Here is a 6000-nt window from a genome sequence, read left to right on the forward strand (position 1 = left end):
TCTGGGGACCTTTCAGTGCTGGTAGCCGTAGACGCCGCGCGACTGGTCGCGCACGAGTCGGCCCTGTTCGAGTTCGATGACGCGCTTGCGCATCTGGTCGACGATCTGCTGGTCGTGCGTCGCCATGATCACGGTGGTGCCGGTCCGGTTGATCCGGTCCAGCAGCTTCATGATCCCGACCGAGGTCTGCGGGTCGAGGTTGCCCGTCGGCTCGTCCGCGATCAGCAGGGCGGGCCGGTTGACGAAGGCGCGGGCGATGGCGACGCGCTGCTGCTCACCGCCGGAGAGCTCACCCGGCATCCGCCCTTCCTTGCCGCCGAGGCCGACCAGCTCCAGCACCTGCGGGACGGCCTTGCGGATCTCGCCGCGCGGTTTGCCGATCACCTCCTGCGCGAAGGCGACGTTCTCGGCCACCGTCTTGTTGGGCAGGAGACGGAAGTCCTGGAAAACGGTCCCCAGCTGGCGCCGCATGTGCGGGACCTTCCAGTTGGAGAGCTTCGCGAGGTCCTTGCCCAGGACGTGCACCTGACCGTGGCTCGCCCGTTCCTCGCGCAGGACCAGCCGCAGGAACGTGGACTTGCCGGAGCCGGAGGAGCCGACCAGGAAGACGAACTCGCCCTTGGCGATGTCCAGGGAGACGTCTCTGAGTGCGGGACGGTTCTGCTTCGGGTAGGACTTGGAGACGTTGTCGAATCGGATCACGGGTGCACCACGGTCGCCGGGAGTAGGTGTGCGTGACCATACGCGACCGGGCGCGAGGTGTGGACCCGGCATCCACACTTGCCCGATATATCCCGGCTCTCGGCGGTGCGGTTTCGCGATTGCCAGGACGGGCCGCGCCGAATGTCGGCGGAGCTGGCACAGTGGTAGGGGGAACGGACTCGGTCCCCACGCCGTTAACGAAGGGGACGAGAGGAGGAGCGCATGACATATGACCGGCTCGTGTGCGCGAACTGCGCGGCACCCGTGAGCCAGGGCCGATGCCCTGTGTGCCGGGCGAACCGGGAGCGCCTCCAGCAGGAGGGTCCCTTCGCCGGGCTGAATCCGGTGACGCTCATCGCGCTTCTGGTGGCGCTGGTGGCGGCACTGGCGTTGGTGGCTCGGACCGCGTAGCCGACGCCGCGTCCCGATCACACGTAAGGACGAAGGGCCCGGACACCTGAGGGTGTCCGGGCCCTTCGCTCGTTCCGGGCGTCACGCGTTACGCGCTCTGCTCCTGCTGCTTGCGCCAGCGGATGCCGGCCTCCAGGAAGCCGTCGATCTCGCCGTCGAGGACCGCCTGCGGGTTGCCGACCTCGAACTCCGTGCGCAGGTCCTTGACCATCTGGTACGGGTGCAGGACGTAGGAGCGCATCTGGTTGCCCCAGGAGCTGCCGCCGTCCTTGAGGGCGTCCATCTTGTCCTTCTCCTCCTGGCGGCGCCGCTCCAGCAGCTTGGCCTGGAGGACGTTCATCGCGCTCGCCTTGTTCTGGATCTGCGAACGCTCGTTCTGGCAGGAGACGACGATGCCGGTCGGGAGGTGCGTGATGCGCACGGCCGAGTCGGTCGTGTTGACGCCCTGGCCGCCGGGGCCGGAGGCGCGGTACACGTCCACGCGCAGCTCGGCCTCGTCGATCTCGACGTGGTCGCTGGTCTCGACGACCGGGAGGACCTCGACGCCCGCGAAGGAGGTCTGGCGGCGGCCCTGGTTGTCGAAGGGCGAGATGCGCACGAGGCGGTGGGTGCCCTGCTCGACGGAGAGGGTGCCGTAGGCGTACGGGGCCTTGACGACGAAGGTGGTCGACTTGATGCCGGCCTCTTCCGCGTACGAGGTCTCGTAGATCTCGGTGGAGTAGCCGTGCCGCTCGGCCCAGCGCAGGTACATGCGCTGGAGGCGCTCGGCGAAGTCGGAGGCGTCGACGCCGCCGGCCTCGGCGCGGATGTTGACCAGCGCCTCGCGCTCGGCGTACTCGCCGGAGAGCAGGGTGCGGACCTCCATCTCGTCCAGCGCCTTGCGGACGGAGACGAGCTCGGTCTCGGCCTCGGCGAGGGTGTCCGCGTCGTCCATCTCCTGGGCGAGCTCGAACAGCACCGCGAGGTCGTCGATGCGGCCGCGCAGGGACTCGGTCTTGCGGACCTCCGCCTGGAGGTGCGAAAGCTTGCTCGTGATCTTCTGGGCGGCTTCCGGGTCGTCCCACAGGGACGGCGCGGCGGCCTGCTCCTCGAGCACGGCGATATCTGCCCTCAGCTTGTCGAGGTCCAGGACGGCCTCGATCGACCCCATGGTCGAGGAGAGGGACTTCAGCTCTTCGGAAACATCGACGACTGCCACGGGTCCAGCGTAGCCGGTCCCCGGACGGCACTCTCCGGCCAGGCCGGATCAACCCGTACGGAGAGGGGTGGGTACGGGCGTACCCTCACCGTATGACCGTTCTCCTCGTGAAGCGCCGCCATGTGGACCACATGCGTGTCACCACCACGAGCTGTCTGCCGCCGGACCTCGCACGAGCCTGATCCACCCCGATCCGACTTCGGTCCTGTACGCGGCCCCGCCGCCCCGGCGCCATCCCTGCCGGCGGCGCGTTGCCATCCGCTGCCCCGCCATCTCTGGGGCACAGGACCCCGTGACATCCGAAACGGAGCCGTCATGCCGTCCGCGCATCCCTCCTCCTCTTCTTCTTCCGCCACGCTCCCCGCCTCCCCCTCTTCCTCGTCGTCGCTCGCGGTCATCGACCTCTCCCGGGCGGACGACCCGGCCGAGCGGGCCGACTTCCTCAAGCAGTTGCACGCCGCCGCCCGGGACACCGGCTTCCTGTACCTGACGGGGCACGGCATAGGCGAGTCCGAAACCGCCCGGATCCTGGAGCTGACCAGGGCGTTCTTCGCGCTGCCTGAGGCGGACCGGCTCGCGGTGAGCAATCTGAACTCCCCGCACTTCCGGGGCTACACCCGGATCGGGCACGAGCTGACGGGCGGCTCCTCCGACTGGCGCGACCAGCTCGACGTCGGCGCGGAGCGGCCGGCTCCGGTGCTGGGGCCGGACGACCCGGCGTACCTGTGGCTGGAGGGTCCCAACCAGTGGCCGGCGGCGCTGCCGGAGCTGCGGGAGGTGGTCCTGGACTGGCAGACGCGGCTGGCGGCGGTGGCGCACCGGCTGCTCCGGGAGCTGCTCGCCTCGATCGGCGCCCCCGCCGACTTCTTCGACGCGGCCTTCGCGGACCGCCCCCACCTGCACACGAAGCTGATCCGCTACCCCGGGTCCGCCCCGTCGGGCGCCGACCAGGGGGTGGGCGCGCACAAGGACTACGGGTTCCTGACGCTGCTCCTGCAGGACTCGGTGGGCGGGCTCCAGGTGGTCCGGGACGGTGCGTACGTCGACATCCCGCCACTGCCGGGGGCCTTCGTCGTCAACCTGGGCGAGCTGCTGGAGATCGCCACCGAGGGGTACCTGCGGGCCACCGACCACCGGGTGGTCAGCCCGCCGGGCGCGGTGGAGCGGTACTCGGTGCCGTTCTTCTACAACCCCCGGCTGGACGCGGTCGTGGAGACCGTCCCCGGGGACTACCTGCGCGGGGCGCCGGGCATCGCCCAGGACGCCTCGAACCCGCTGCACGCGGAGTACGGGCGCAACGAGCTCAAGGGCTGGGTCCGCGCGCATCCGGAGGTCGCCCGGCGCTGGCACCCGGAACTCGCCACCGCGTAGCCCACCCGGCGGCCGGGCCCCGGACGGGGCCGGCGAGGGCCGGGACGGAGCCGGCGGCGTGCCGGGGCGGCCCTAGCGGGGTGCCGGGGCGGAGTGCTTGCCGTCCTGCTTCGGCGGTGCGGGGTCCTCGCCGCCCGACACCGCGAGCCAGCTCCCCACGCCCACCGCGGCGGCCAGCGCCAGCGCCGACGCCGAGAGCACCAGGCGCCGCTTGCGCGCGGCCTCGGCCCGGTGCCGGGCTGAGCCCGGGCGGTGGCCGCCGGCCGGACGCGGGACGCGGGCGGTGCCCAGGGCGCCGCCGGCCAGCTCGTCGGGGGCCGGCACGCGCATGGAGGTGTGGGTGTCCCGGTTGGAGTCCGTCGCGGAACCCGGTACCAGCGGGACCACGCCCCGCCGGCGTACGGGGTCGGCCGCCGGTTCCTCCGAGGGCTCCGGCTCCGCTTCCGCGTCGTCCGGCTCGTCCACGTCCAGCGGCGGCATCCCGGCCAGCAGCGGCAGCAGCTCCCGCAGCCGGACGGACAGCTCCGAGGCCCGCAGCCGCGAGGCGGGGGCCTTGGCCAGGCACTGGACCATGAGCTGCCACAGCTCGTCGGGGATCCCCGGCAGCGGCACCACCGTCTCGGTCACGTGCCGGCGCAGCACCGCGCCCGGATGGCCCCCGCCGAAGGGGGTGAACCCGGCGAGCAGCTCGTACAGCACGGTGGCCAGGGCGTATATGTCGACGGCCGCCCGCGGGGGCAGGCCTTCCACTATCTCCGGCGCGAGGTAGTCCGGCGTCCCGATGATCCGGGTGGTCGGCGCGGTGGCCCGGCCCCCGGTGGCCCGCCGGGGGGAGTCGATGAGCTTGGCCACGCCGAAGTCGGTGAGCAGCGCGGGGTGGGCGCCGCCCGGCCCGAGGGGGCCCTGCATGTCGAGGAGGACGTTCTCCGGTTTGACGTCCCGGTGGACGACCCCGGCCGCGTGGGCGGCGGCGAGGGCGTCGGCGACGTCGGCGACGATGGCCACGGCCGCCTCGGGGGCGAGCCGCCGCTCGCGGTCGAGGCGCGTGCGCAGGTCCGTGCCGCGGACGAGGTCCATGACCAGGGCGAGGTCGTTGCCGTCGACGACGAGGTCGCGGACGGACACGACGTGGGGGTGCTCCAGCCCGAGCAGCGCACTGCGCTCCTGGACGAAGCGTCCGACCAGTTCCTGGTCGGAGGCGAGGTCCTCGCGCAGCAGTTTGACGGCGACGGGCCCGTCGGGCCCCTCGCCGAGCCACACCGTGCCCGCGCTGCCCCGCCCCAGGATCTGGTGCGCGGTGTACCGGCTGCCGATCTTCCGTGCCACGACTGCTCCCTCAGCGGCTGGAGTACGCGACAAAGCTACGCGGCCGAATGGGGGTTGGAGGCTCCGGATCGCGGCGACCTTCACTTCTGGGGGCGAAATCACGTCCTGGATGTCGACAAATCCACGAAGTCGGCGCTACGGGAGCCTTCCGGGGGGTGTCAGGGAGTGCCACCGCCGCCGCCCACCGAGTCCCCGATCGAGGTGACGAAGTCGACGGCGTCGCTGCCCCAGCTCCACACCTGGTCCCACCAGTTCTTGCCGGTGCCGACCCATTCCTGGAGCGGGGTGAGCTCCCAGACCAGCCAGCCGCCGATGAACAGCAGCAGGATCATGACCAGGCAGCCCTTGAGGCAGCCGAGGCCGGGGATACGGACCGGGTTGGCGCTGCGGCGGCGGGGCTCGCGCGGTTCACGAGGCTCGCGCGGGGGCCGCTGCTGCTGGGGTGCCTGCGGCCGGGCCTGCGCCTGGGGCCGCTGCTGCTGCGGAGGCGGCTGCGGCGGCTGGTATTGGGGCTGCTGCGGCTGCTGGTACTGCTGGGGCTGGTACTGCTGCTGGGGCTGCTGGTACTGCGGCTGCTGATATTGCTGCGGCTGCTGGTACTGCTGCGGCGAAGGTGCCGGGCGGTACTGGGGCGGCTGCTGCTGCGGAGGCTGCTGCGGGTACTGCTGCTGCGGCGGCCGGGGCTGGTGCTGCGGGGGCGGCGGGGCCTGCCGCTGGGGGCGGCGGCGCAGCGGGTCCTCGCTCGGGTCGAGGTAGTGCATCTGCGTCTGCTCGTTGCGGTCCCGGGCGGCCCGCATCTGCGACTCCCACGGGTGCGGGCTGTCGGGCCGCTGCACGGGGGGCATGACGGAGGTCGGGTCCGGGGCGCCGCCGGGCGCGCCCGGGGCGCCGGTGCTGGGCAGCACGGTGGTGGCGTCGCTGCCGCCGTTCGGGGGCACCACGCTGGTCATGGCGTTCGGGTCGTACGCGCCCGGCTGCGCGGCGCCGGCCCC

At 72.2% G+C, this 6000-nt stretch carries 5 protein-coding genes and 1 pseudogene; 2 read left to right on the forward strand and 4 right to left on the reverse strand.

Annotated elements, in window-relative coordinates; genetic code table 11:
* Positions 1-12: 12 nt before the first annotated feature.
* The gene (gene ftsE / locus ACEPPI_RS18075) at positions 13-702 is read right to left on the reverse strand and encodes a cell division ATP-binding protein FtsE (protein ID WP_030240478.1); all 690 of its coding nucleotides are present in this window, start codon (positions 700-702) and stop codon (positions 13-15) included.
* A 222-nt stretch (positions 703-924) separates the two neighbouring features.
* Here ftsE and ACEPPI_RS18080 point away from each other — a divergent pair, with 222 nt between their 5' ends.
* Positions 925-1113 carry a hypothetical protein gene (locus tag ACEPPI_RS18080; RefSeq protein WP_030240481.1) on the forward strand — a complete coding sequence of 63 codons (189 nt, stop codon included), beginning with the start codon at positions 925-927 and terminating at the stop codon, positions 1111-1113.
* Positions 1114-1201: 88 nt separating this feature from the next.
* On the opposite strand, the gene prfB is transcribed toward ACEPPI_RS18080, so the two are convergent.
* A complete protein-coding gene (prfB, locus tag ACEPPI_RS18085) occupies positions 1202-2311 on the reverse strand; it encodes a peptide chain release factor 2 (protein WP_373916249.1) in 1110 nt (369 codons plus the stop codon).
* A 315-nt stretch (positions 2312-2626) separates the two neighbouring features.
* On the opposite strand from prfB, the gene ACEPPI_RS18090 reads away from it, so the two are divergent.
* Positions 2627-3682: an isopenicillin N synthase family dioxygenase gene (locus ACEPPI_RS18090; protein WP_373916250.1), complete on the forward strand. Its 1056-nt coding sequence runs from the start codon at positions 2627-2629 to the stop codon at positions 3680-3682.
* A gap of 72 nt (positions 3683-3754) precedes the next feature.
* Here ACEPPI_RS18090 and ACEPPI_RS18095 read toward each other — a convergent pair whose 3' ends face one another.
* Positions 3755-5008 (reverse strand): serine/threonine-protein kinase, encoded by a 1254-nt coding sequence (locus ACEPPI_RS18095; RefSeq protein ID WP_373916251.1) that lies wholly within the window; start codon positions 5006-5008, stop codon positions 3755-3757.
* Positions 5009-5166: 158 nt separating this feature from the next.
* Positions 5167-6000: pseudogene (locus ACEPPI_RS18100) on the reverse strand (serine/threonine protein kinase); the annotation flags it as partial.

It is taken from the genome of Streptomyces sp. AB3(2024), from assembly GCF_041862025.1.
GTDB lineage: Bacteria > Actinomycetota > Actinomycetes > Streptomycetales > Streptomycetaceae > Streptomyces.